Source organism: Thermoanaerobacter ethanolicus JW 200, from assembly GCF_003722315.1.
GTDB lineage: Bacteria > Bacillota > Thermoanaerobacteria > Thermoanaerobacterales > Thermoanaerobacteraceae > Thermoanaerobacter > Thermoanaerobacter ethanolicus.
Map to the genome: position 1 here is coordinate 83,845 of NZ_CP033580.1, position 24,237 is coordinate 108,081.

The 24,237-nt window shown below is 33.0% G+C and carries 24 protein-coding genes, 4 pseudogenes and 1 riboswitch; of the genes and pseudogenes, 9 read left to right on the plus strand and 19 right to left on the minus strand.

The annotated features are described in order from the left end of the window. Window positions 1–4 precede the first annotated feature (4 nt). The 4 genes and pseudogenes from EB239_RS00535 to EB239_RS00550 form a co-directional block, all read right to left on the minus strand. The gene (locus tag EB239_RS00535; protein ID WP_003869730.1) at window positions 5–775 is read right to left on the minus strand and encodes a carbon-nitrogen hydrolase family protein; all 771 of its coding nucleotides are present in this window, start codon (window positions 773–775) and stop codon (window positions 5–7) included. A 5-nt stretch (window positions 776–780) separates the two neighbouring features. Beyond that, on the minus strand, window positions 781–2,559 hold the full coding sequence (locus tag EB239_RS00540) for a glycoside hydrolase family 125 protein (RefSeq protein ID WP_003869729.1): 1,779 nt from the start codon (window positions 2,557–2,559) through the stop codon (window positions 781–783). A 118-nt stretch (window positions 2,560–2,677) separates the two neighbouring features. After that, entirely contained in the window at window positions 2,678–2,866 is a 189-nt protein-coding gene (locus EB239_RS00545; RefSeq protein ID WP_039929175.1) for a bacterioferritin-associated ferredoxin, read from the minus strand. Between the two features lie 8 nt (window positions 2,867–2,874). Then, a pseudogene (locus tag EB239_RS00550) lies at window positions 2,875–3,598 on the minus strand (heavy metal translocating P-type ATPase); the annotation flags it as partial. A 145-nt stretch (window positions 3,599–3,743) separates the two neighbouring features. Here EB239_RS00550 and EB239_RS00555 point away from each other — a divergent pair. The 3 genes from EB239_RS00555 (at window position 3,744) to thiF (ending at window position 5,578) form a co-directional block, all read left to right on the plus strand. Then, on the plus strand, window positions 3,744–3,938 hold the full coding sequence (locus tag EB239_RS00555; RefSeq protein WP_003869726.1) for a MoaD/ThiS family protein: 195 nt from the start codon (window positions 3,744–3,746) through the stop codon (window positions 3,936–3,938). 19 nt (window positions 3,939–3,957) lie between these two features. Next, window positions 3,958–4,860 carry an ATP-binding protein gene (locus EB239_RS00560; protein ID WP_003869725.1) on the plus strand — a complete coding sequence of 301 codons (903 nt, stop codon included), beginning with the start codon at window positions 3,958–3,960 and terminating at the stop codon, window positions 4,858–4,860. 112 nt (window positions 4,861–4,972) lie between these two features. Beyond that, the gene (gene thiF / locus EB239_RS00565; protein ID WP_003869724.1) at window positions 4,973–5,578 is read left to right on the plus strand and encodes a sulfur carrier protein ThiS adenylyltransferase ThiF; all 606 of its coding nucleotides are present in this window, start codon (window positions 4,973–4,975) and stop codon (window positions 5,576–5,578) included. Between the two features lie 19 nt (window positions 5,579–5,597). Here thiF and EB239_RS15175 read toward each other — a convergent pair. Both EB239_RS15175 and EB239_RS14815 read right to left on the minus strand, forming a co-directional pair. After that, a pseudogene (locus EB239_RS15175) lies at window positions 5,598–5,747 on the minus strand (SHOCT domain-containing protein); the annotation flags it as partial. Further along, a pseudogene (locus EB239_RS14815) lies at window positions 5,736–6,174 on the minus strand (HAMP domain-containing protein); the annotation flags it as partial. The pseudogenes EB239_RS15175 and EB239_RS14815, both read right to left, overlap by 12 nt. A 195-nt stretch (window positions 6,175–6,369) precedes the next feature. On the opposite strand from EB239_RS14815, the gene EB239_RS00580 reads away from it, so the two are divergent. Beyond that, a complete protein-coding gene (locus tag EB239_RS00580; protein WP_003869722.1) occupies window positions 6,370–6,546 on the plus strand; it encodes a MarR family transcriptional regulator in 177 nt (58 codons plus the stop codon). 435 nt (window positions 6,547–6,981) lie between these two features. After that, a pseudogene (locus EB239_RS00590) lies at window positions 6,982–8,195 on the plus strand (DUF438 domain-containing protein). Between the two features lie 57 nt (window positions 8,196–8,252). Here EB239_RS00590 and EB239_RS00595 read toward each other — a convergent pair. The 9 genes from EB239_RS00595 to gpmA all read right to left on the minus strand — a co-directional run bounded on the left by EB239_RS00595 (window position 8,253) and on the right by gpmA (window position 16,147). Next, a complete protein-coding gene (locus tag EB239_RS00595) occupies window positions 8,253–8,669 on the minus strand; it encodes an FMN-binding protein (protein ID WP_003869719.1) in 417 nt (138 codons plus the stop codon). A gap of 123 nt (window positions 8,670–8,792) precedes the next feature. Beyond that, window positions 8,793–9,728 carry a 1,4-dihydroxy-2-naphthoate octaprenyltransferase gene (gene menA / locus EB239_RS00600; protein WP_003869718.1) on the minus strand — a complete coding sequence of 312 codons (936 nt, stop codon included), beginning with the start codon at window positions 9,726–9,728 and terminating at the stop codon, window positions 8,793–8,795. A 26-nt stretch (window positions 9,729–9,754) separates the two neighbouring features. Then, the gene (locus EB239_RS00605) at window positions 9,755–10,792 is read right to left on the minus strand and encodes an FAD:protein FMN transferase (protein WP_003869717.1); all 1,038 of its coding nucleotides are present in this window, start codon (window positions 10,790–10,792) and stop codon (window positions 9,755–9,757) included. A gap of 33 nt (window positions 10,793–10,825) precedes the next feature. After that, complete coding sequence (locus tag EB239_RS00610; RefSeq protein ID WP_003869716.1) at window positions 10,826–11,794, minus strand: polyprenyl synthetase family protein; 969 nt, start codon at window positions 11,792–11,794, stop codon at window positions 10,826–10,828. Window positions 11,795–11,807: 13 nt separating this feature from the next. After that, window positions 11,808–12,362 carry a Gx transporter family protein gene (locus EB239_RS00615; protein WP_050984240.1) on the minus strand — a complete coding sequence of 185 codons (555 nt, stop codon included), beginning with the start codon at window positions 12,360–12,362 and terminating at the stop codon, window positions 11,808–11,810. After that, window positions 12,334–12,714, minus strand: a complete 381-nt coding sequence (locus EB239_RS00620) for a NusG domain II-containing protein (protein ID WP_003869714.1) — start codon at window positions 12,712–12,714, stop codon at window positions 12,334–12,336. The genes EB239_RS00615 and EB239_RS00620 overlap by 29 nt, the downstream gene beginning before the upstream one ends. Window positions 12,715–12,740: 26 nt before the next feature. After that, the gene (locus EB239_RS00625) at window positions 12,741–14,531 is read right to left on the minus strand and encodes an FAD-dependent oxidoreductase (protein ID WP_003869713.1); all 1,791 of its coding nucleotides are present in this window, start codon (window positions 14,529–14,531) and stop codon (window positions 12,741–12,743) included. A gap of 242 nt (window positions 14,532–14,773) precedes the next feature. After that, entirely contained in the window at window positions 14,774–15,298 is a 525-nt protein-coding gene (locus EB239_RS00630; protein ID WP_003869712.1) for a ferritin, read from the minus strand. 105 nt (window positions 15,299–15,403) lie between these two features. Next, entirely contained in the window at window positions 15,404–16,147 is a 744-nt protein-coding gene (gene gpmA / locus EB239_RS00635; protein ID WP_003869711.1) for a 2,3-diphosphoglycerate-dependent phosphoglycerate mutase, read from the minus strand. A gap of 441 nt (window positions 16,148–16,588) precedes the next feature. On the opposite strand from gpmA, the gene EB239_RS00640 reads away from it, so the two are divergent. Beyond that, the gene (locus EB239_RS00640) at window positions 16,589–18,226 is read left to right on the plus strand and encodes a transposase (RefSeq protein WP_003869710.1); all 1,638 of its coding nucleotides are present in this window, start codon (window positions 16,589–16,591) and stop codon (window positions 18,224–18,226) included. Window positions 18,227–18,356: 130 nt separating this feature from the next. On the opposite strand, the gene EB239_RS00645 is transcribed toward EB239_RS00640, so the two are convergent. After that, window positions 18,357–18,857, minus strand: a complete 501-nt coding sequence (locus EB239_RS00645) for a GNAT family N-acetyltransferase (protein WP_003869709.1) — start codon at window positions 18,855–18,857, stop codon at window positions 18,357–18,359. A 400-nt stretch (window positions 18,858–19,257) separates the two neighbouring features. Further along, complete coding sequence (locus EB239_RS00650) at window positions 19,258–19,473, minus strand: hypothetical protein (RefSeq protein ID WP_003869708.1); 216 nt, start codon at window positions 19,471–19,473, stop codon at window positions 19,258–19,260. 194 nt (window positions 19,474–19,667) lie between these two features. Here EB239_RS00650 and EB239_RS00655 point away from each other — a divergent pair, with 194 nt between their 5' ends. Both EB239_RS00655 and vapC read left to right on the plus strand, forming a co-directional pair. Next, window positions 19,668–19,868, plus strand: a complete 201-nt coding sequence (locus tag EB239_RS00655) for a type II toxin-antitoxin system VapB family antitoxin (protein WP_003869707.1) — start codon at window positions 19,668–19,670, stop codon at window positions 19,866–19,868. Continuing rightward, window positions 19,865–20,263, plus strand: a complete 399-nt coding sequence (vapC, locus tag EB239_RS00660) for a type II toxin-antitoxin system VapC family toxin (protein ID WP_003869706.1) — start codon at window positions 19,865–19,867, stop codon at window positions 20,261–20,263. Before EB239_RS00655 ends, vapC begins: the two co-directional genes overlap by 4 nt. A 129-nt stretch (window positions 20,264–20,392) precedes the next feature. Here the strand turns inward: vapC and EB239_RS00665 are convergent, their stop codons facing one another. Beyond that, on the minus strand, window positions 20,393–21,895 hold the full coding sequence (locus EB239_RS00665; protein WP_003869705.1) for a MutS-related protein: 1,503 nt from the start codon (window positions 21,893–21,895) through the stop codon (window positions 20,393–20,395). Then, window positions 21,892–23,427: a MutS-related protein gene (locus EB239_RS00670; RefSeq protein WP_003869704.1), complete on the minus strand. Its 1,536-nt coding sequence runs from the start codon at window positions 23,425–23,427 to the stop codon at window positions 21,892–21,894. The genes EB239_RS00665 and EB239_RS00670 overlap by 4 nt, the downstream gene beginning before the upstream one ends. A gap of 70 nt (window positions 23,428–23,497) precedes the next feature. Beyond that, a riboswitch (Fluoride riboswitch) is annotated at window positions 23,498–23,571 on the minus strand. A gap of 244 nt (window positions 23,572–23,815) precedes the next feature. Here EB239_RS00670 and EB239_RS00675 point away from each other — a divergent pair. Next, window positions 23,816–24,172 carry a hypothetical protein gene (locus EB239_RS00675; RefSeq protein ID WP_003869703.1) on the plus strand — a complete coding sequence of 119 codons (357 nt, stop codon included), beginning with the start codon at window positions 23,816–23,818 and terminating at the stop codon, window positions 24,170–24,172. The last annotated feature ends 65 nt before the right edge of the window (window positions 24,173–24,237 follow it).

Genomic DNA, 24,237 nt, shown 5'->3' on the forward strand with positions numbered 1-24,237 from the left:
TCAATCACCTAAAAATCCCTTTATAGGAGTTTATATTAAGTTGTTTTATCACATCAAATTTAGAAATAGCTTTTTGTCTCTCTACCTCATTAAGTTCCGCAATTATTATATTAGAATCTACTTCCTTGGCAAGAAAACCATCATCGTCTTTTGTCATCTCTAAAGGAGCATGTATAGCTGCCTCTGAATAAAAGTTATTTCCTTTATACTCTCCTTTAAATCCACTTTCAATTGCAAAAAACAAGTTTTGCTGCACATTTTGCCATACCCCTGCTATCTGCCTTGCAAAATTTCTCTGTCCTTTTATTGCAACAGGTGAAAGCACCAGATTGACACCTTTTAAAGCCGCATATCTTGAAACCTGAGGATAAAACACATCAGTAGAAAGAATTATGCTAATTTTATATCCCTTTATATCTACAATTTTAAGAGCCGTATCTCTTGATAATCCTAATTCTCTCTCCCACCTTGCAAGGTATAACTGCCTTTGAAATAGTTTAATCTCTCCATTTAACATTACAAAAGAAGAATGATAAACTTTTCCGTCGTGGTTTTCAAAATAACTTCCCGGATTTATAGCTATGTCTTTATACCTCAATGAAAAATCCCTAATTTTTTCTATAAAATCCTCTTCAAAATCACATACCTCTCCAGTAAGAGCGGGAAAAACCACAAGGTCAACTGCCTTTTCCTCGCATTCTCTTAAAACCTCCTCATATTTTCTTATACAGCTTCCGCTATCACCCCTTTTAAAAACTGCTGCAGCTACTCTCATAAAACTCACTCCTCAAAAAGTATTCTATAAAGAGCCATTGCAAGATATCCTGAACCAGTTGCAAAACCAACTCCTGTCTTTGCTTCCCCTGTATCTTTGTCAAAACTCTCTGCTAAAAGCCCATAATCCATATTTGCCATCTTAAGCCACTTCAAAGCTTCCTCCCTCATTAAGGGATTTAATAGGCTACCACAAAGCCCTAAACCTGAGGGTGTATTGGGATGATGGTCACAGGCAAGCTCTTTTATTTTTGCATCTTCAAAATAATATTTGTATTTTCGAGAGTAATAGTAATCAATTGTATTTTTAAATACTTCATTTTGATAGTCTACAAAGTCATAATAATACATAAGCCCTAAATTGCCGGGTGGGTCATTGTAGAGTTTATAATTCCCTTCTCCATCAGTAGACCAAGCAAAAATCCTCTTACCTTCTACCTCTGTCACAAGGTATTTGTATATTCCATTGTAAATGCCGTCTATCTTTTTCTGAAGCATATCCGCCTTTTTATACCAGTTAAGCTTTAAGTAAAGATTCTTTAAGTTTATAAACCCTCTCCAGAGTATTACATTGTCTATCGTAACAAAGGGGTACTCTGAAGGGTCGTCAGAGGGAAGCAAGAAAGTTTTATAAAGTCCTATCCTACTGTCATATTCTTCCTCAATTCGGCTGTATACAACTTCTAATGCCTTTACAAGCTCTATATCATCTAAATCCACATCCATATTCTCAAGTAGTATAAAATAGCTGGCAGCCTCATCCAACTCAAATCCGGGATATAAAACCGTTCCATCTATATAATGGGCATGTGCCCCTGCATTTTTACTGTGTCTTAAAATCATCTCCCTTGCAATGTAATCGTGAAAGCTTTTATCAATAATTTTTACAGCAGGAAAAGACCATAAAAAACTATCCCTTTCCCAAAAGGCTCCTGAGACATAATATCTTGGACTTCTTGATGTTAATGCAATATAATTGTCGGATTCCATGTCTTTTCCTATAGAGAAAAAGTAGTTAAAAAATAGGTTTTTGTTCAATAAACTTTCTAAATCCTTATCTTGAGAATATTTTATATACTTATTTTTAAGCCAGTTGTAAAACTCTTTATATATATTTTTAAATCCTTTTCTTTTTAAATGAATTAAAGTAGTTGAAGCCCCATCCATATCGGAGTTTACACTTATATAAAAACAGTTTGTCCCATTGGTTTTCGATTTAAGTATTATTTTTTCATTCTTTTCCTCATAATCAAAATCTTTTTCTCCACCAAAAGCAAGTGAAAAAGCTATATTATAAGAATAAATGTTTAAAGCAGGGTTTTTAAGCCATTTGTCAATTTTAAATTCTTTTTTAAATTCTATTTCATGAGAGTTAAATCTTAAAAAGAACAGTTTATCAAGATTTACTTCTAAATAAACTTCTATTTCTTCAGAGCTTTCAAATTCATATATAAAACCTTTTTCCTTGATATCTGCATAGATTTTTATTATTACAAAATCCCCGTTTGAAAAATACAGTTTAATATTAGGTATGTAATAAAGCTCTTCTGATACTTCACTTTTTACAATTTCAAGTTTTTCACCTTTTTTATAAAATACAGGTTTAAACAAAGCTTCTTCTCCAGAAAGCTCCACAAGTCCTTTATTTGAAAGAGAAACAATATTTAAATTTTTTATTGAAGCCTTCTCTACATCTATCTCAGGTAAACTTATATAGTGATTTCCCGCATACAGCACTCTAACATTTTTATCAATCTCATGAGGCCTTGTTATGATTTTATTCACCCTAACCCCTCCTGCTAATTTTCTATTCTCTTAGAAAAAATTGTTTTCACCTTAATTGTACTATTTTTTCTAAAATAGGTAAATAAGAATATAAAAATAGGCGAATACTCTTCGCCCTTTATACCAAGCCACTGCGAATATTCAAGCCCTTATCAATAGCTTCCTGCACTATTTTATGGCAGCACTTGCCCAACGGATTTTTTCTTTGACAATCGGAATTGCTCATTGCACCCGTAAGTTTTAAAACTTCTTTCATAGTATTAGCGCCATATTCTACTACCGCCTTTATAATTTCTTCTTCTGTCACACTGCTGCAATAACACGCATATTTAATACTGCAATAATCAATGCCAAAAAAACAACAATAGAAGTGTAATATTTCGCAAACTTTGTCATAAATTTTTCTGTAGGAGCTTTCTTACTGCTAGCCTCTTCAATAAATTCTAGTATTTTTGAAACAGTGGTATTTTTTCACCAGGCTTTACTATGATGACGTCTCCCGGTCTTACTCCTTGTGGTGAAACCCTCTTTATTTCATATCCAATTTTTAAGTTAGCATAATCGGGACGAATATTCATTAACTCTATAATAGACCTTTTCGAATGATCAACAGCAATATCCTGCAGAAGTTCCCCAATTTGGTAAAAAAGCATTACGGCTACACTTTCAGGATACTCTCCAATAGCAAAAGCACCAATTGTCGCTATGCTCATGAGAAAATACTCATCAAAAATCTGCCCTTTCAAAATATTTTTGGCAGCTTTTAAGACGACATCTCCTCCTGCGATTAATAACTTATAAAAAATAAGGTAAATTTGATATAAACCAATAAATTAAATAGCAATGCTATCGCAAACAAGATAGCAGAAATCCCATATTGAATGATTCTCCTGTATACTTTATTAGAGTCATCATTCTCAAAAAAAAGCTTACAACTATCAGAATCACAATTTGCGTTCAGTGGACTTCCTTTTGCATCTAGGGCACAACTTCCACAACCAAACCTCTCTAAAACAAAGGCCCTTTGATTATTTTGCATAGTATTACCTCTCCTGATTCATTCATTAATATGTATTTGTTGAACATTCTACTTCCTTTTAAAATTCTTGACCGAATAGTTCAAATGTGTTATAAATAATTTTACCGCACAATTTTCGAGATTTGGTTCTACGGGGGTATCAAGAATGACAGTAATATTTGTAGGAAAAGACAATCAAATTACAATAAAAGCTCCAAAAAATGTTGAAAAACTCGCGAAAGAGTTGGAGATAAATTTAGAATCACATGTCTTTATAAAAAATGGAGAAATAGTTACTCCAGATGAAATTCTTCAAGATGATGATGTAGTAGAGATAATATCGGTAGTTTCTGGAGGTTAGTAGAAGGAGGCTTTACCAATTGAAGTGCATAAGATGTAAGAAAAAAGCAGTTATCACTCTAAAAAGGCATAATGCAGCCTTCTGTGCTGAGTGTTTTTTACATTATTATAGAAACCAAGTCTTAAAAAACATTCAAAAAAATAAAATGTTTAAAAAAGACGATAGAGTTTTAGTGGTAGTATCTGGCGGCAAAGATAGTATGGCTCTGTGGGACGTTCTAGCCAAGGAAGGTTATAACGTTGTCGCAATGTATATAAACCTTGGAATTGGAGAGTATTCAAACAGGTCTCAAGAGGTGGTTGAAAATTTTGCAAAGAAAAATAATCTCCCACTCATTGTAAAAAATATTAAAGAAGAATTCGGGCTTGATATATACAAGCTTTCAAAGACTTTAAAACGAAGCCCCTGTTCCGTATGTGGAACAATTAAAAGATACTTGTTTAACAAAGTAGCTTACGACAATGGATTTTCAGTTATTGCAACAGGCCATAATTTAGATGACGAAGTAGCAACACTTTTAGGCAATATTTTGAATTGGGGAGAAAGCTATCTTGCAAGACAGGGACCAGTTTTACCTCAAACTCATCCGAAACTTATAAAAAAAGTAAAGCCTCTTTATACTTTAACAGAAAAAGAAAACATGTATTACGTACTTTTAAACAAAATTGAATTTTTACATGAAGAGTGTCCTTATTCAGTTGGAGCTCGTTCAATTCTTTATAAAGAATTGCTAAATGAACTGGAAGAAAAAAGTCCTGGCACAAAACAGCGTTTTTTGATTGGCTTCCTTGAAAAGGGCAAAAAACATTTTAAAGAGGTAGAAAATATTGAATTGAAGGAATGCAAAACTTGTGGCCATGTCACAACAACGGAAGAATGTTCTTTTTGCAGACTTACAAAAGTTTCTAATACCGTTGGCTAGTGTAGAGATTGTACCTAAGGCTGGTAGTATAAAAAATTTTTAAAACCAGCCTTTTTCTTACACAAAAGTCAACATTTAAAATTACAAACAAAGTAAGGAGAGTGAAAAATGCATGAATCTTTTTGATGTAATGCTTAAAAATTATTTTGATGAAAAGATGCTTGACAAGCTTTCAAGAGTAAAAATTCTTCTCATTGGCTGTGGTGGACTTGGTTCAAATGTTGCAGTAATGCTTATAAGAAGTGGCATTAAAAACCTCACAATAGTTGATTTTGATGAGGTAGACATCTTAAATCTCAACCGACAAAATTACTTTTTACACCATGTAGGAGAAAAAAAGGTATTAGCCCTTAAAGATACTCTCTTTAAAATCAACCCCCACGCAAACATAGCAGCCAAAAATATAAAAATTGATGAGTCAAATTTAGATGAGTTAATCCCTCAACATGATATAGTTGTGGAAGCTGTTGACAATGAATTTACCAAAACGCTGATTTTTAAAAAAGCCCAAAAACATAATAAAAAAGTGGTTTTGGCTTCAGGTGTCGCAGGATTTGGTGATTGCGAAAATATTAAAATAAAACGGGGTAAAAACTTTTCAATTGTGGGTGATTTTGTTACATCGATTAATGAAAAGAAACCTTTGGCACCCAAAGTCATGGCAGTCGCCGCAATACAAGCAGATGAAGTATTAAGGATGATAAACGAGCTGGAGTAAAAATGATAATATAATTATTTTTTTTCAAGTATTTTTTTCTTTCAAGATATTCCTCTTCGCTTATTTCCCCTCTTGCATATCTTTCTTTTAAAATTTCTATCGCATCCCTCTCTTTGTTTCTATTTTTTGTGCCTCGAAATAATGATATAATAAAGTATATTGCAGCTGTGAGCTTAAATAGCTCTTCTTCTTTAGGTATATCATATACCTTTGCAGTAAAATCACCTTTTTCAAGCTTTTTAGCAACTTCCGTAATATTAACTAACGGTCTTGTAATATAATTTGACACATAAATACTTATAATCAATGCTATAAAAATAGCTATCACCGTTGCTATAACATTATATCTGCTAATGTCATATAAAAACTTAAAATCCAAGTCACTCATCATCATCGGCTCATAATAAATTATATCCACATATCCCACTGTTTTTTTCATCTACAATGATGGGAAGAGTTTTTTCAGAAATATTTTTCTTATTCCATTTTCCCATCATATTCATCATATATGACATTGAAGAAAAATCCCATATAATCTTGCCATCTTTATCTCTAAGTCTTAATCCATATCCTTCCATCATAGCTGCATGACCAATTAGAATAAAAAAAGAAAATAAAGAACTATACCCTTTGTTGAAAAGCTACAAAAGCAGTAGTTGGAGAAGCCAGTGAAGTCTTAATTTTATCGTTAAAAAATTATTTTAGAAGTTCTTGTCAAAAATAAGAATTGACATTATAATGGAATCGTAATCAATATAAAATTGTAATGTGTATTAAGGAGGAAAAATAAAATGGATGCCAAAGAGATAGTATTAAAAACTTTAAGAGAATCTTCAAAGCCTCTGCGTCCTAGTGATATTGTAGAAAAATCCGGCCTTGACAAAAAAGAAGTTGAAAAGGCTATTAAAGAATTAAAAAAAGAAGATTTAATAATGTCTCCTAAAAGATGCTATTACTCTGCAAAATAATTTGTAAAAAAAGAGAGTGCAGGTTTTACACTCTCTGATTTTTTATTACCTTTTTCTATAGCCAAAACTTTTTGAAACTACTCTTCCAATACTATTTATTCTGGCAGTTATACAAAAGCAATGAGTCGGAGTATCAGCAACACAATTTTCCTCGGATAGAATGCATACAATTTTCTGTATTCTCCCTCTGTCATATTGGGTAGACTCCTCACAAAATTCACCCGCCCTAATGTTCATTACTGCTTTTTCTAATTATGATTTTATTTTAAGATATCACAATCTCAGCAGATTTTCAACAGTTTAACAACTCTTTATAAGGCCTTTTAGATACAAAAATTCATAAAAATTATTTAAATTTGTGATATACGTTACAGTAAAATTTTCAATACAGGGTAAAATATAATCAGGTATGTTAGAGAAAAGGAGGTATTTCCCATGAGTGAACTTATTAATAATAGGGAATACAGAAGGAAACTTTTAAAAGAAGTTATAAAAGAACTTCATAGGGGTAAAAGCGTTGCGGAAGTTAAGGAAAAATTTAAAGATGTCATAAATGGAATAACTTCTACAGAATTGCCAGCAATAGAACAAGAACTAATAAACGAGGGACTAGACGTAAAAGAAGTACAGAGGCTATGTGATGTCCATGCTGAAGTGTTTAGAGATTCATTAGAACAACTAAAAAAGCCCGAAACAATTCCGGGGCATCCAGTGCACACCTTTAAAGAAGAAAATAGAGCAATAGAAAAGCACATTAATGAAAATATAAAACCTACTCTTGAAAAGTTGAAAAACAGCGGAAGTTTTGAAGACGCTCAAAAGCTTTTAGAGCATATTAATCTTTTAATGGACATAGACAAGCATTATTCGAGAAAAGAAAACCTGCTTTTTCCGTACCTTGAAAAATACGGTATAACGGGACCTCCCTCTGTCATGTGGGGTGTTGATGATGAAATAAGGAAAATGCTCAAAGACTTGAGAACAAGCCTTATTAATTACGATAATTCGAAAAAAGAAGAAATATTACAACATGCCAATGCTACATTAAACAAAATATTAGACATGATTTTTAAAGAAGAAAATATACTTTTGCCTATGGCATTAGACACCTTCACAGAAGATGAATGGATAAGTATAATGGAAGAAAGTGATGAAATAGGATATTGCCTTATTGAACCAGAGATAAAATGGCACCCAGAACGTGTCAATGTTGAAAAAAAAGAAAAATTTAGTAATAAAGCATTCCTTGGTTATATAAAATTTGACACAGGTATTTTAAAACCAGAAGAAATAAGTGCCATATTTGATAATCTCCCTTTTGACATAACCTTTGTAGACAAAGATGACATAGTAAAATATTTTTCCAACACAAAAGACAGAATATTTGCAAGGACAAAATCCGTCATTGGCAGAAAAGTTCAATATTGTCACCCACCTACAAGTGTCCATATTGTTGAACAGCTGCTTCAGGACTTCAAGTCAGGCAAAAAAGTCATGAAGACTTCTGGATAAAGTTGGGTGACAAATATGTATTTATAAGATATTTTGCTTTAAGGGACAAAAATGGTGAATATATAGGTACTTTAGATGTAACACAGGATATCGCTCCTATAAAAGCAATAGAAGGAGAAAAGAGGCTTATGTCTTAATAAATTTTAAAGGGGTCAGCTTTAAAAACTGTCCCCTTTATTTTCTCTACTCAAAAATTACTTTGCACTCTTTAAAGCCTCTGTAGCTAATTCTTTAAAAGTTTTCGAAGTTTCTGTAGCCCCTGTTACTGTATCTACTTTAGCAGGATCTTGCTTTTCTATTAGTTGTTGCTCTAACTTTTCATCTGCTTCTTTTGGAGTAATATTAGTTTTTTCTTTCATCTTTTCGGCATATTGTTGATCATTTCTCTTAAATTGCCCATCTTTGTTAACTTCATTATAGGTTACAGATGCTATTTTGCCATCCTTTACAGTTATTTCTATTTGTCCCTTCCAGCCATGACTGTCAAAATTAGGCTGTTCTGCTTTGTAAGTACCATCTTTGTAACCACCGCTTGCTGTTTTTGAAGAACAGCCACTCAGTACAAACAAAGCAAACACCCCTACCAACATAAGAACCAAAATCCTTTTCATACAATTACACCTCTCCTCAATATAAATTTTTATTTAAGAATATTATACCATTACGTTAAAATAATATCAAGATATATAAATTAAAAACGTTTCCTTTACAAAAAACTCCATCAATTTGTCTCACTAAAATTTTGTTTTGGACAGCAATGAAGCTAAAATCATCATAATTCCTGTAATTTGATATATCTTCACAGTATTAGCATTCGCTTTTACTAACTGTGGTATATTGTCATAATATTTACGAGCAATATTTACAGATTGTACTGCTAATGGAATTGTTATAAAAGATAATAACCATAGTAAGTTTTTGGTAACAACAGCTATTACAATGAAAGAGAGATATGCTGCTCCATAAAGGGCTGCATATACCTTTACTCCTTTTTCTTTGCCTATCCTTACTAATAAATTGTATTTATGGCCTTTAAGGTCAGCCTCATAATCGGGATATTGATTTATCCAAAGAACATTGGTTATTAAAAAACCTATAGGCAAGGAAATCAGTAAAACATCTATACTTACGCGATGTGTCATCACCAAATACATTCCCATCACTATTAAAGGTCCAAATGTCACTCCCACAGCTATTTCTCCAAGTCCATTATAACTAAATTTAAAGGGAGGTAAACTATAAAAAATTGACATCAAAACTCCTAATAATCCTACAATTAACACCAAAGGTTCCCTAAAGATTACAATAACCAATCCTATGATACAAGCGGCAAGCATTGTTATAATTGCAATAAGTATTGTCTCTTCAACTGTGAGTTTACCTTCGACTATGGTCTTTTTTCCACCGCTAAAAGGAGTCCTTTTATCTGGAGTTACAAAAGTGTCTACTCCAGACTTATAATCAATAAATTCATTAACTGCATTTTTGCCAATTTCAATAAAATAAATACCTATCAAAGATATAACAAACCATAAAAAGTTAAATTCTCCAGTTTTGCCATATGCATAGGCAGCTGCAACAAACATAGGTACAGTAGATGCTACCCATATCTTAGGATCTGCCAATTGCCAAAATCCCTTCCAAGCCCTCAAAAATTCTGATTTGTTCATAAAATTTCTCCCCTCCAAAGCCAAAATTATCTAGTCATTAAACTATACTCAGGGTCAGTAATTTTGAAATTGCCTTTTAATCCGGAAGTTATATATACTTTTTTGTCATCTGTGACAAAAATAGCTTGTACTCCTGGTAAACTTTCTGCAAGTTTTAAACCTTCTTCTAATCCCATAACAAAAATTTTTGAAAGCGCATCGCCATCAATAGAAGTGTCTGTTATTATTGTCACACTGTAGAGATGGTTATCTGCAGGATACCCTGTAAAAGGATTCAATATATGATGATATAATTTTCCATCTTTTTCAAAATACCTTTCATATACTCCAGAAGTAACAACAGCTTTATTGGAAACCTCTACTATGCCCAAATACTCACCTCTTGGTTTAAAAGGAGTTTGAATACCTATACGCCAGTTACTGCCATCTGGTTTTGTTCCTATTGTAAGGACATCACCTCCTAAATTTATTATGGCATGTTTTACACCTTCTTTTTTTAAAACTTGTGCAACTTTATCTGCCGCATATCCTTTGGCAATACCTCCTAAATCTATGCTCATACCTTTGTTTTTTAACATAATAGTCATATTTTTTTCATCCAGTATTATATTTTTATAACTTACAAGAGGAAGTTTAGCTTTTATTTCTTCAGGTGAAGGTACTCTGGCTTTATCGGTGCCTATATTCCAAAGTTTTACTATAGGTCCTACTGTAATATCAAAATACCCCTTTTCAACATCAGAAAAATGTACCGCTTTTTTTATCACATAAAAGGTGTCAGGTGAAACCTTAACAGGTCTAACACCTGCATTCTCATTAATTTGATTCACTTCACTGCCTTTGATGGCAACACTCATCTTGTCCTCTACATCTCTTATAGCTTTAAATCCATCATCTAATACTTTTTTCGGAGCTTTATCGTATATGGTTATTGTGCAATAAGTATCTAAAGCAAATTGGGTATCAGATATAGGCTGTGAATTTTTATTTGAACATCCAGATAGTATAATGGCGGCATTAAATATTAGAAAAAAAATTACAAAAGAAGTTATGGATTTTTTCATATAATCTCCTCCAAAAATAGCTTTACATATTTTTTAATAATTCCTATATAAAAGCTTACTCGTAACTTCAATTAAAATTTGTTTAGGTGGAGAGTCTTTCAACATAGATATTTTATCAAAGGCTTTTTTAGTATATTTTTCTGCCAGCATTTTTGACCGGTCTACACCACCATTTTCCTGAACGAATTCAACTATGCGTTTTATGTCTTCCTCACAATAACTCTCTTTTTTAAGTAATGCTATCATTTTTTCGTCTTTATTCTTTTCTAAAGAATATATTAAAGGCAGTGTAAAAACTCCTTGTCTTATATCATTGCACAAAGGTTTGCCAACCACATTTTCTTCTCCAGTATAGTCCAGAACATCGTCTATAATTTGAAAAGCCATGCCAATATTGTATCCTATACTTCCCAATATTTTAGCCAACTTTTCTCCACAGTTGCTTTCATAAGCTCCCACGTAAAAACTTAAGGCAAAAAGTGCAGCAGTTTTTGCAGCTATCCGCTTCAAATAATCATTTATTGTGATATCTATATTGTATCGGCTTTCAAATTGTCCAATTTCACCTTTGCATATTCTAGACACCACTTTTGACACTTTCTTAAGATTTTCAATAGTAATGTTATCGGATAAAAGCAAAAAGCATTCAGAAAAAAGAAAATCCCCTATAAATACCGCATAATTTTTCCCATATTCTGCTTGGATAGTAGGTTTACTGCGTCTTATTAAAGCATTGTCAATTATATCATCGTGTACTAAAGTTGCCATGTGGAGCATCTCAACAGCAGCAGCTAAAGGTAATATCCTTTTTCTATCGTATTCTCCAAATTTCCCAGACAAGATTACAAAAGCAGGCCTAAGCATCTTTCCGCTGTTACGAATCATATCTAACAATATATTTCTAATTGACCTATTGGAGTTTTTTATACGTTTTTCCATTATTTTTATAACTTCATCAAGCTCATTTTTTATTTCTAAATTATTATTCCAAAACTTATCCATCTGACCACCTTAATCAATGTAAATTTAGATTTTTTAATTTCTTCCAATGCTTTAGAATAAATTTTGAAGACAATCCCACAAAAATGCCAGTCCCAACTCCAGCTATCATTAATACAGGTATATAAACCATTATATTGATATTTTGCACTATAAGAGAAGCTACCAGCATCTGACCAATGTTGTGAAATACAGCACCTATAACACTGACCCCAACTTCAGTTATATTTTCTTTGCCTACTTTTTTTGCGAAAAACATGGCAAAAAGGCTTAATAAACCTCCGCCTATGCTATAAAAAAAGGAAGATGGCGAGGAAGCAAAAAATGTTGCTAGCAATATCCTTACAGCAAGCACAATAAATGTATCAAAAAAGCCAAACAAATACAAAGATACGACTGTGATTATGTTAGCAAGTCCTAACTTAGCACCGGGAGCAATAAAAGGGACAGGTAATATTCCTTCTATAATGTATAAGACTAAAGAATTAGCAACTAATATAGCCAGAAAAACCATTCTCTGAGTCTTTGACATAGTTGTATGCTCAATAGACGACTTGGTCAACTTTGTCATTTTTAACACCCCGTATTTCTACAACTATCCTAAACGGCAAACATATTATACTTTGCCCCGGTTTATCAATAAATCCTTCTTTTATACAAATTTTATCTGGGCACTCAGCGTAAATAACCTTTACCCCACCATCTTCAACCAGCAATACATCTTTCCCATATTTTGTAACTATAGGTATCTCTTCTCGATAATTAACATCATCTAAGGACACCTCTTTATATATCTTACCGTCTACCATTATTGCCGCATATTTGTGGGGATAATGTTGGGTTGTTGATACTTTGTAAAATATCAACAACCCGATAGACAAAATCGCCACAAAAAGTACTATGAGGATATCACCTTTTTTCACTATAAATAACCCTCTTTCATATTACATCAGCTAACATAAAGATACGTTCTTCTGGCAAAAGAAGTCTTTTTCCACCAATTTTTTATCCACGGTATCACATAATAATCCAGTCCAAAAGCTCTCCCCGCTCCTCCCATAAGAGCTATAGCTGAAAAAATATACCACAATATAGACTTATCTGCCATCGCAGATAATATGAAGTTCAGTGCCAAGAATATAGAACCAGCTGATGCTAAGGCGGTAAACAAACCTGCTATTAAAGCCAGACCTATCGCTACTTCTGCAAGCACTACCATTGCTTGGAATAAGAAGGCATGTGGTGCTACAAAAGTATCCATAAACCATTTGTAGAAAGCTGGAGGCTCTTTTAACAATGGCTGCAAGGCCTGCGCTGCAGTTGCAGCTTCGCCAGCTTTAGCTGTAGCACCGGATACATCAGAGGTAGTTATAATAAATATTTTTGAAGGGTCAAGCCATCCTTGCTGTATCTTATTTATGCCTTCTATAAGCCACAATGCACCCACATATATTCTTAAAAGAACAAGCCAAAAGATAGGAATATGCGCGGCAATATGTCCTCCCAATATTGAGCGATTGCTTTTAACTTCAAAGAACTCATGGTAAATGTATGATAACACGGCATCAACGCCTGCTACTCCAAAAAGGTAATGCATATTTACAAGGTGCTTCATAGCCATTGCTAAAAAGCCTGTCAAAGACACACCCATAAGTTCTGCTACTGCATATCTACTTCCTATAGAAACCATAAAACCATGGTATCTAGGTTTAAAAGGCTTTTTTTCTTCTCCTTTTATATCAGCCACTATATTGTGTACTGCAGTTTCAGCTGACTGTAGTGCTGTCTCTACAACTTGAGGAATAGGTTTTCCATCTAACTCATAGTATGCTAAATCGCCTATTACATAGATATTTTCTTTGCCTACTGCTTGCATGTATTCATTTGTCTGGACTCTACATCTTCTACCTAACTCTAAGCCAAAATTCTCAACGCATTTGTTACCTTGAACTCCACAGGTCCATATAAGCGTTTTTGTTTCAATCTTTCTTTCATCTTTTAAAACTATATAATCCTTTGCTACTTCCACTATAGGAGCATTAGTCAAAACTTCTACTCCTTTTCTGTTCAAAAACTTTTGAGCTTTGGCAGCTAATCTTGCATTTAAGTTGGGAAGTATGGTATTCAGCGCTTCTACCACCATAATTTTAACATCATTGCGATCTAAATGATATTTGTCACACAAGCTTTTTGTCCATTCCATTAATTCGCCTGCAGTTTCAATTCCCGTAAACCCTGCGCCAGCTACCACAAAGGTAAGCATTTTTCTTTTCTTTTCTGCATTACTTTCAACACTCGCTTTTCTAAACATCTCCTCAATATGTTCCCTTGTCTTAATAGCAGCTTCTAACGTTCCTACCGTAAACCCATACTCAAACACACCGGGTATGCCAAAATCACATGGTTCACTTCCAATCCCTAAAATCAAATAATCATAGTTATACTCCCCATCTTTTCCAATTACGCTTTGCTTTTCATAATCAATCTTTTCCACTTCATCTGTTATGACTTTTACTTTTTTGTTTGCGAAAATTTTGTGTAAGTACACACGAACGCTATCAGGTTCTATTCTGGAACCAGCCACTTCATGTAAATCTGTTAACAATGTATGATAGGGTTTTTTGTCAATAAGAGTTATTTCTACAGTGCTATCATTTTTAAATTTTTTGTTTAATAGTTTGGCGGCGTGTACGCCCCCATACCCGGCCCCAATGATAACAATTCTTTTATGACTACTCATAAAAAACACCTCTTATTTGATATAATTATAACAGTATTCCTTACATAAATTTTACTATATAAATTACGCTTTGTCTATAGTTTAACAACGAAAACCTTATCTTATATTTTTTAAAAAAATTCATGGGGATATACCTTATCAAAAAAGCATACCCCCGTACTGTATTTCCGCGATTTCGTTAAGTTTCCATAAGCAGAGTCATCGTTTTAAAAATGCCTAAATTTAAACAAACAACGAACCGTTTATTGCTGTCCTTGCGCAAGTGGAGCAGGTAATACAAATGTCCTTTGAGCCAATTCAGCATTCAGCATGAATATAGGCTGTATGTTATCTCCTATAAGCTCTAACTTGTCAACAAGCCTCTGGAAGCTCTCTTCTTCTTCTACCTGCTCATTAACAAACCACTGCAAAAATGCATTTGTGGCATGGTCTTTATCCTCAATTGCTATATCAACAAGCTTGTAAATCCTTTCAGTTACAGTTTTTTCATGACTCAAAGCCTTTTTAAAAAGGTCTAAAATACTTTCAAAGTTTCCCTCTGGTTTTTCTATCGGGTACAGAGTCACTTTCCCACCCATGCGATATATGTACTCGTAAAAAATTCTCGCATGTGCAAGTTCTTCTTGTGTCTGAACCTTGAAGAAATTAGCAAAACCTTCTAAGTTTTTCTCTTGAAAATAATTTTCCATTGCTACATATAGATATGCAGAATAAATTTCGTAATTCAACTGTTTATTTAATCCTTCCAACATTTTGTTGCTTAACATACAAAACCCACCTTTCAATCTAGAACTTCCTTATATTTCTATTGTACACTTTTAAAAGCCAAAAAACAAGTAAAAATAAGACAAACCAGTATTTTAAGAATTTCCTTAAATCTTTCCTTGGTTTTCTACTAATTTCTTTTTCTCTTTTACTTTCTCTTCATCGGCAAGATAATAATGCCTTATAGGCTTTAAATCATCATCAAGCTCATAAACTAAGGGAATTCCTGTAGGGATGTTTAGCTCCATTATCTCCTCATTTGAAAGATTGTCAAGGTATTTTATCAGCCCTCTTAAACTGTTTCCATGGGCAACTATGAGGACTTTTTTACCGGATTTTATCGTCGGCGCAATTGTTGATTTCCAATACGGAATAACCCTATTAATTGTGTCAATCAAGTTTTCAGTGAGGGGAATTTCATCTTCAGAAAGGTCAGCATATCTGGGGTCAAAACCGGGGTATCTTGGGTCATCTTTTGTCAATGCAGGAGGCCTTACATCAGCAGACCTTCTCCATATTTTTACCTGCTCTTCTCCGTATTTCTTGGCAGTCTCAGCTTTATTGAGCCCTTGAAGTGCTCCGTAATGTCTTTCATTGAGCCTCCATGATTTGTAAACCGGTATCCACATCCTGTCCAATTCATCAAGAACAATCCACAAAGTCCTTATAGCCCTTTTAAGTACAGAAGTAAAAGCACAATCAAAAGTGTATCCTTCTGCCTTTAAAGTCTTGCCACTCTCTCTTGCCTCTTCAATACCTCTCGGTGACAGATCCACATCCGTCCAGCCAGTAAATCTATTTTCCATATTCCACAGGCTTTCTCCATGCCGCAGTAAAACAACCTTATGCATACTTTTTCCCACCTTTCACATATTATATATCAAAAATTTATACAAAGATTTTCTGTCTTTTCATACTCTATCCTGTTTTCTTAATTATATCTCACTTAAAACTTAAATACAATAGTATTGATAATTATTCTTATTTAAGATTTATATGTATCCGAAAATCTATATTTATAAAATACTATTTATTTACGCAATTTTTTGCAAAATAATGGGTATTGCCAGATTATTTTACTTTGACAATGCCATCTCCCGGTTTATCAACCATTATAACAAGCAAATAGATTTATTTAAATTATAGTTTTGATTCTAGTGTAAAAAGCCTCTTTTCTTTATGAAGAAGTATAAATATAAAATAGATTGAATAAATAAACATAAAAATATAGGTAGTACAAATTTTCATAGAATTATGTTAGAATCAAAGAAGCAAAAATTACAACAAATGGGGTGTTGCACTTGTTTAGAGAAAACAGCGACCATTTTCAACAATCTTTATTTGAAAGTGTTAACTTCATGGATTCAAGGATAAAGGCTAAACTAGAAAAATCATGGGCACCCATATTCTATAAATACGTGTTCTGCAACATCGATGAAAAACCCTTTTCAGTCTTATACAGTGATACAGGAAGGCCTAACTTCCCGGTTAACATACTCCTTTCCCTGGAATACATAAAACACCTTAAAAACTACTCTGATGATGAACTTATTGAAAACTTTAACTTCAATTACCTGATAAATTACGCTGTAGGAATAAGGACATTAGGAGGCATGAACCTTTCAGAGAAAACCTTGTATGACTTTAGATCAAGGATATACCAATACCTCATAAAACATCCTGAACAAGAGGACTTGATATTCGGGCAATTTCTAAATCTTACCAGTATTTTTGCCAAAGAAGCAGGCATATCCATGAAAGAACAGCGCATGGACTCCACCATGTTCATGTCAAACATCAAAAAAGCAGGAAGAATCGCCCTTGCCTTTGATGTACTTTACAGGGCAGTAAAATCCATCCCTGAAGATAGACTTTCAGAGAACCTGAAAGAAGTCCTCAACCCTAAATTCAAGACAGAAGTGATACATAAAACCAAGCCTTCAGAAAGCGAAAGCAGGCTCGAAATACTCTTGAATCTGTGCCAAGAAGCAAAGGAAACAATCGAAAACATTCCCGGACTTGAAAAATCCGATGCATATAAAATCCTCGCAAGATTCCTGTCAGAACAGGCGTACTACGACGAAAAAACCAAGAGGCTCAAGGCCAAAGACAGCAAAAGCATACCCAGCGATTCCCTTCAGTCAGCATACGATGAGGATGCTACTTATCGCAAGAAGGGGAACAAAGCTGAAAGCGGATACGTTTTAAACCTCAGCGAAACCTGTTCAAAAGAAAATCCCTTCCAGCTCATAACAGACTATACGGTAGAAAAGAACATAAAAAGCGATGTAGAACTTTTAAAAGAAAGACTACCTATTGTAAAACAAAATACTGAATGCCAAGAAGTCTATGTAGACGGTGGTTATTACTCCGAAGAAGTAGTGCAAATTGCAAAAGAAAACGGTGTGGAACTCCACTTTACCGACTTAAGCGGCAGGAAGCCTATTTCTAGGATATCAGTGACCGAATATGAAATAGATGAAGAAACGAAAGTGATAACGAAGTGCCCAAGGGGAATAATACCCATCCATGCCGGTGTTAAGAAGGGGCAGACGGTGGCCCATTTTCCAAAAGAAGCCTGTGCAATGTGTGAATTGAAAAATCAATGTTACTGCAAAGAACAGAAAAAAGATTACGTGGTGAGGATAAATCTAAAATCGATAGAAGCAGCCAAACAACGGGAAAAGATAGAATGTAGGTGTGAGGAAGACAAGAGCAAAAGAGCTGCAATAGAAGGTACCAATTCAGCCTTGAAGAGGGGTCATGGTCTTTCGAAGCTTCGAGTAAGGGGACTTGTAAAATGTAGAGTAAACGTAGGCTTAAAGGTATTGGCCCAGAACTTTAAGCGTTTTGCAAGATACATGTTGGAGCGAGCTAAAAAAGCTATTCCAAAGGTCCGAGGGGGAAGTGTGCCCATATTGGCCCAATAAATGGTAATAACGTATTATAAAGGTAAATATAAGCTTTTCTTGGCGGACTTTAAACTGGATTTTTGTTATCATAGGTGCAAATTACCACAATTTACCTAAATAAATTTGTCAAAGTACAGAAAAGCAGATTCTAAAATTGAGTTTCTACACTAGAATCTAGTTTTATTTCAAATTCAATTTCATGCAATATCGGTATATTATCATATCCATATAAAGGAATTTCGGGTTTTATCTTTCGTGCTTCCTGAACTGCATTTACATAAAGTGCAACCATATTGAATCCTCTTTTTTGGTAAAAACGAATCGCTCTTATATTATCATTGGTTGTAATAAGCCAAATTCTTTTACATTCTTGCTCCTTTGCTTTATGTATTACACGCTCTAACAATTTACTACCGATACCTTGATTTTCAATTAAACTATCAAGGGATACTATTTCACATTCCTCATTATCAATATTATAGGTTATTAAACCTTTTATATCATTATTTACAATAGCCACATACCCTGGTAATTTGTCCATTGAATGAACTTTACCTTTTGAAACCATTATTGGCGAACCCCAATTGCGTATTATAAAATCTATTACTTTTTTCTTTAACTTTTCATCAATTGGCTTAATAACAAGCATGACATTTCACCTCTACTATCTTCTTGAATCTTTTCATCGGAAAATTATATCTTTTTTGCGCTATTAATTTCAACTGTTGCTTCCTTTCTCTCGCATTTTCACTATTACTAATTCTCAACACATAGTCTCTGCTTACTATACCCTATCCTGTTTTCTAAATTATATCTCAATTATTCTCCTGATTCCAACAATATTGATAATTATTCTTATTAGGTGAATTTATAATGAGAAAAGCCAATTTTAAGGAATGTATTGATAAAATTGATAAAATAAAATCAAAAAAAGAAATAATTTTTAAAAACATTTAAATTCTAAAGGAAAACGTCTTTTTTCTACATATCCATACCCTTTTTCAGCAGTATATTTTCTTCTAAAAGTTAATTCCTTTAATGCTGTAACTTTATTCTGATTCTGTATTCTCGACATATCTAAATAGGGGGGTTATATCTATATACTCCATTTTCAAGTAAGCTTTATACTGTGTATCGTAAAATCTCTCAATTGTATTTTTGATTAAATCCTTATCATCTTTAAGAATATAAGAACAACCAGATAGCAAATTAATTAAGACAAATAGAATAACTGCCAATTTGAAAAATTTTTCAAGCCAACTCATCTTTTCCCTCCCATCTCCTTCTTCCTTTTCCATTATAACTTCTTAAATGTTAAAATTTATTAAAAAACTATTAAGTTTTGATTACAAAATGGTTACAGTATAAATTTTTATTTTTATTTAAGAAATATAAAATTCCATTCTCCCTTGACTTAAAAGATTAAGTGTATTACAATACACATTAGGAGGTGTACGTGATGAGAACAAATATAGTCATAGATGAAAATCTCATCAAAGAAGCGTTAAAAATCTCAGGATTAAAAACTAAAAAAGAAGTTGTCAATTTGGCTTTAAAAGAATTTGTAGAAAATCGCAGAAGAAAAAATTTAATGGAGATAAAAGGAAAAATACAGTTTGATGAAAATTATGATTACAAAAAAATGAGGGAAGGCAAATGATTTTGGTAGATACATCTGTTCTAATATCTTTTCTGAAAGGCATAGAAAATGAAAAAGTAAAAAAATTTGAAGAAATAATACAGAATAATATCCCCTTTGGAATAAACAATTTTATCTATCAAGAATTATTACAAGGAGCAAAAACTGAAAATGAATTTAACTTAATTAAAGAATATTTAGGCACACAAAAATTCTATGACCTAAAATATGGCACCAAATCTTATGAAAACGCTGCAAAATTGTATTTCAAGTGTAAGAAAAAAGGAATCACTATTCGCAGCACCATAGATTTACTTATAGCAGAAACAGCCATTGAAAATAATTTATATTTGTTACACGATGATAAAGATTTTTCTTTAATTGCACAAGTTGATGAAAGATTAAAAGAGTATTGATAAGGGCTGTCTTTTTTATTGACAGCCCATTTTTCTTCAAACTATTGTTTATTACGCATCCAAGCATAAAAGCAAAAGACTTTAAATTACTCGCAAAAAGGTTTGTCAATAACCTGTTCCTAAATAAATTTAATAGCTTTCTCCAAAAATCTTTTTATACAAATCTTCACCATAGCTTGTTTGAAGTGGTTTGCCTTCGGTTATTTTAAAAGTACGCTTTCCGTCGTTTCGTCTTTCGGCTCGTAAAAAAATAACATTCTCCAGTTTTTTATTATAAAAACTATAGGCAAATTCAAACAAATGTGTCACAAAGAAAACTTTGATGCGTTTTTCAATCAATGCAGTAATTATTTGCCTTGCAATTTCCGAACCTTCTCTTTCATTTGTCGCAGCAAATGATTCATTAAACAGTACCATGGAATTTGGCTTTATATTGTCTACTATATCACTCATTCTGCTAAGCTCTTCATCAAGCTTTCCACTTTTCATGGTAGCATCTTCTTTCCGTTTATAGTGGGTAAAAATCCCATCACATATGTTAGCAGAAAAATACTCGGCTGGCACAAACATACCACATTGCATCATCAACTGAGCCAAACCTATGCTTCGCAAAAAGGTAGATTTACCCCCTTGGTTAGCACCTGTAATTATTGCCAGATCTTTATTATCAGCATTTAAATCGTTGCCCACGATTTTTTGTTTCATTGTCAAAGCCAAACAGACATCGTATAATCCTTTAAAAGAATGCCTACGTTCACTGGATGCTACCGGAATAGGAAAAGACACCGGCTCTCCAATTTGGGCAAGTTTCTCATATAAATTCAAACAGCCAATGTAAAAAGCCAATTCAGTCCGTAATATGTTAAAAAAACTGAGAATATGATCAGCAGACTGAGCAAGTGCATTTGCCACGAGGTTGATTCCTCTGTCTTTTAAGTCAGATAAAGCTCTTGCCCCGCTTTCATCGCGCTCACTTATATAAAAAGTATAAGCATTCGGTCTTTTTGAAAAAATCCTGTCTATTAGACTTTGTTTTTTATCCTCCTGTTTGCGAAGAATATAATTGACACCTTTATTGCCTTTACCCAACTCAGCACTGATCAAAATTCCATCGCGAAATTCCAGTTCTTTTAAATGATTTTGGATACTTTCAAAATATTCATCATCAAGTTCTTTTTTGAGCATTGTAAAAAACCTTTTAAAACCATATGATTCGAATTTATCAGCATGTTGGTCGGCAATACTCTTTAGTTTTTTCAGCATTTCCATAAACATATGCAATACATCCATTGAGCTATGAAGTATAGCTGCAGGGTACCTGGTGAAAATGCTAAAATAATACTTTTTCTCGTTTTCAATTGCTTCTACTGCTATATTATAGATATTCCTAACAATGGAAGAATTTTTTAGAGAATCCTTCAGAACATCTTGGCGATATAATATTGTATCCAGATCACTATACACGCTGGATAAAACAGATTTTTTGGCTACTTCAAATAAAAAATTATCACCAAGGGACATAGCATTGAACAAAGTGTTTAATTCTAAATCCTGTATCAATGCTTCTTCGTTCGAGGGCAATTTTTGTTGCAGGTCAAAATCATGATCTCTATACATAAGTAAAACTTTCATGATTTTATCCTCTCCTTTAAGCAATTATACGTTAGCCTGTATTTTTCAGCAATTGATATGGCGTATGAAAGCCCATCAGGAGGTCTTCTAACAATTTTATATGTGCGCAATGCCGGATTCTCAGGAACTACCGTACTGACCATACTTACAATTTTTTCGCTTAAGAATGCCAATTCATCTATAAATGTTACCCAGACGCACAGCACATCTAATTGTATTATTTTTTCCATTATCTTCTTACTTAAAAATAATGCGTCTTTTGCTGTGGTAGAGGTAAAAATTTCATTCATTATTATAATACTGTTTGATGTCGCATGAGCAAGAATATTGTGAATTCTAAACAATTCATCTTCCAGTTTTCCACGAAGATCTTTAATATTTTCTTCCTTTTCAAAATGTGTAAATAGTTTATCAAAAAGAAAGAGTTGCGCTTCCTTTCCGGGAACAGGGCAGCCTATACTGGCCAAATAATGCAATTGTCCAAAAGTGCGTGCAAATGTTGTTTTGCCTCCCTGGTTCGGACCGGTAATTACAAATATACGCTCTTTACCTTTTAAATAAAAATCATTACAAACAACAGCCGAATTTTCGTTGATGAGTTTATAAGCCAGAGCTAAATCAAATCCTTCGTAATTATAAACTTCCTTGCATTTACTAGATATTTGTGGATAACAAAATTTTAGTCCAGCGCGCTTGAATAGTGCCATATATTCCAAATAAGCAATATAAAATTGTACTTCCCTATCAAAAGTAGCTATTGTCTCGTCTAAATAATCACTATTTTTCATACAATAATTATCAAGATTAGAAAATATATCATGATATAACTGAGCTACTAAATCCAATATTTTTGCTTCGACATGGTTCATATCTGGCCAATCAGAAAATTTGACTTTATAATCCTTTGCTGCTTCCTGTTTGAATTTTTCAAACGTTTTTTCTACTTCTATACTGTAATCAATTTCAGATTCATATTTACGAACCGTCACACGGTTACCTTTTATTAACAAGCAATATTTTACTGTAGACAAATCAGCTTTAAGTTTTTTCGTTTCACTCAGTAGCAGCTGAAAACGGTCAGAATTAATATAATCTATCAAATATTGACGAAATGCTAAAAAACCACGAGATTTTAACTCTACAGAAGACAAGTCTTCTACTAAATCAGTAATTGCATCACAGTAGATTTCTACAGCATCCAAAAACCATCTTTCTTTCTGGTATTTGTAGTAAAGTTTGTCTGCTTGAGCAAGGTGTTTGCGCATTTCTTGCATTTTTTCCGCAAATGATTTTATATCCTCAAGCAAAACTTCATTTTCAAGATCTTGCATTATTTCATGGCGATACTTGATAGTATCAATATCGTTTAAAGGAGTGTAAAAAAACAGTTTTAAATTATATTCTTCTTTGCCTCTTGTTATGACATCTATAATTTGATCAAGATTTAAGTCAACAAAAAAATCAGGCGCTTCGAATGTTTCTTTTTTTACTCCATCTTCGTTTTTTTCAAATAATATGCTATGGAAAGGCATAAGAAAGTACCTCCCTTTCAAAGTTGTAGGCAAATGCACTAAATACAAAAAAGCTGACAACCCCTACGTTTTTACCGTAGAAGCCATCAGCTGTTTATCAGCAGTTCGGATTTTCCAAAAGGGGGCTTCATCCCTTTTTGAATATTATATCACTTTTTTATGAAGCCTGCAAGAATATGTGAAAATTTACTTCAAAGCATAATGTTTATGTTTATTTGTTTAAAATAAAAAGATTTTTGTATTGTTTTATATCCAAATTTTGTAATACTGCTTATTATTCTATAAGTAAACTTAACAATATAAAATACTAGATATCATTATTTTGTAGTATAATGATAATATGAGAAAAATAAATATTCATTCATTTTATGTTTTGGGAGGGATCTTATTGAATAAAGGTAAAAGTATAACATTCAATACTTTAATACATTGGGAAGAATTTCGCAAGCGTATTATAGTTGAAGGCATTATAACAGGTTTCTTTGTTGGATTGATTATTGCTATTTTAAGATATATTCTTGAAAAAACAAATATTCTTGTAATAAGTGTATACAAAATTCTTCATACAAATCCTTACTTGTTAATTGGCTGGATAATTTTCCTTTCTCTAATAGGCTTATTATTGGGTATAATAGTGAAAAAAGAACCTATGATAAGCGGTAGCGGTATACCTCAAGTTGAAGGCATGATTATCGGTTATATAAAAGTTAACACGAAAATAGACTATCTAAAAGGAGAATTTTGAACATTGACAACTGCATAGGCTTAAACATCCAGCCAGAAAAAAGGTAATAAATATTAAACCAATGC